This window comes from Streptococcus oralis (assembly GCF_001579175.1).
Lineage (GTDB): Bacteria > Bacillota > Bacilli > Lactobacillales > Streptococcaceae > Streptococcus > Streptococcus oralis_O.
The window spans coordinates 562510-564505 of record NZ_KQ970760.1; the positions used below are offsets into that span (position 1 = coordinate 562510).

2 protein-coding genes and 1 pseudogene are annotated in these 1996 nt (G+C 40.3%); 2 read left to right on the top strand and 1 reads right to left on the bottom strand.

Going from position 1 to position 1996, the window contains the following annotated elements; translation table 11 throughout:
- Nucleotides 1-76: pseudogene (locus SORDD24_RS11730) on the bottom strand (DUF3270 domain-containing protein); the annotation flags it as partial.
- Between the two features lie 385 nt (nucleotides 77-461).
- Here SORDD24_RS11730 and SORDD24_RS07120 point away from each other — a divergent pair.
- On the top strand, nucleotides 462-1517 hold the full coding sequence (locus SORDD24_RS07120) for an ABC transporter permease (RefSeq protein WP_061409057.1): 1056 nt from the start codon (nucleotides 462-464) through the stop codon (nucleotides 1515-1517).
- A gap of 13 nt (nucleotides 1518-1530) precedes the next feature.
- Nucleotides 1531-1996 (top strand): ABC transporter ATP-binding protein (locus tag SORDD24_RS07125; protein ID WP_061409060.1); only part of this gene is annotated, 466 nt, incomplete at its 3' end.

The following is a 1996-nucleotide window of genomic DNA, read 5'->3' on the forward strand; positions in this document are numbered from 1 at the left end:
AATCTTGGTAAAGCGGAGTTTGTTTCGATTCGGGAGCTTGTTCAAACTCATAAGCTTCTAGTTTTCTTGCGGACATGATTCTCTCCTTAACAGTACATAACTATTTTATCATTTTTTATGCAGAGAATTATTACAGGATTGTTACAAAACTACTAAAGTCTCTTATCAACTTCTAAGTCGCTCTCTTGACACCTACAAGGGAAAATGGTAGCATGGATGTTACACTTAAAACAGATGACCTAACCTTCTCTATTATAAATATACTGAGAAAGGAAAGGATAACTTATATAAATTGATAGCAAGCTGAGGCTTTTTCCTAAGATGATTTGTTGAGTTGCTACCTGGATACTTTTGAAGAGTATTGGTAGGAGTTGTTTTGAATGGATGATAAGACAGCGATTCTGTCTATTGGACTGGATGGCTTTTAAACTACCTCTGGGGAAAAGTTAAAGGAGATAAGCATGTATCTTGCTATCAAAGAAATAGTACGAAACAAACTTCGATATAGTTTGATTCTAACTACCATTTTTCTTATCGCTTTTATGGTCTTTTTTATGACCAGTCTAGCTCTTGGTCTTGTGCGAAACAACCGAGCAGCTATTGATAATTGGCAAGCAACGGGTGTTGTTTTATCCGACTACGCAAATGATAATTTGACGGCATCTTTTATTCCTGAAAAGGACTACAAGGATAAGAGTTCTGAAGAGACTGCTCCATTGGGCTATATGTTTGCTGTAACCAATCTAGTCGATGGTAGTGAAAAGGTCAATGTTTCCATCTTTGCTCAAGAGTGGAATTCTTTTATCTCTCCGAGTTTGACGGAGGGTCGTTATCCTGAAGGAGATGATGAGGTTGTCGTGGATCAGTCCTTTGAGAACTATGGGATGAAGCTAGGCGATGCCATTCAGCTCAATGGAAGTGATTCAAGTTACAAGATTGTAGGCCTGACTCAAGGAAATAAGTTTTTCACTGAGCCTGTTGTCTTTACGAGTCTGACAACTTATTGGACCTTACAAGGAACCTTGAAGGCCAATCGTTCCATCTCTGCCTTGGTATTGAAAAATGACATAGAAGTGTCTGGCGATGGACTGAAACAGATTTCCATTCCAAAAATGATTTCGAAAATTCCTGGTTACACACCACAGGTGAATGTATTTTCAGGGATGATTCTTGCTATGATTGTTATCACAGGCTTGATTGTGGGGATTTTTGTTTATATCATTACCATCCAAAAACTAGGACTTTATGGAATAATGCGAGCTCAAGGAATACAGATCAAAACCATTGTATGGTCTCTTTTCTGTCAAATCTTCCTCCTAGCTGGTATGGGGATTGCTTTAGCCTTGCTGGCTATTGGCGGAGTGATTTTAGTCTTACCAGCTACCTTCTTTTTCTACCCAAGCTGGATAGCTTACTCTGTCCTAAGCTTGGTAATTTCCTTGATGGCCCTTTTAGGTGGTGTCATTTCACTTCCACGCTTGCTAAAGGTGGACCCGATAACTGCGATTGCAGAATGATAAGGAGAATAGTATGACAGCATTGATTGAAATGACTCAAGTGACAAAAACCTACGGGGAAGGAAAGATGAAAGTCGTTGCCCTGCATGAGACGAATTTTCAGCTAAATGCGGGAGAGTTCGTTGCTATCGTCGGGCCTTCGGGATCTGGAAAGACGACCTTTCTAACAACTCTAGGACAACTTCAGGAAGCATCGAGTGGAAAGATTCTAGTAAAGGGGAAGGAAACAGGCAGTTTGACGGAGAAGGAAAAAACAGACCTCCGTTTTAGAGAGTTTGGCTTCATTCTCCAGGCTTCAAACTTAATTCCTTTTCTAACGGTCAAGGAACAGCTGGATTTGATTGACAGACTGGATAAGGGAAAAAATAGTAAAAGTGACCGAAAAGAGCTCTTTGAGTTGTTGGATTTGGAAAAAGTAAAAGATCATTATCCCAAGGCCCTATCGGGTGGCGAACGTCAGCGTGCGGCAATAGCTAGAG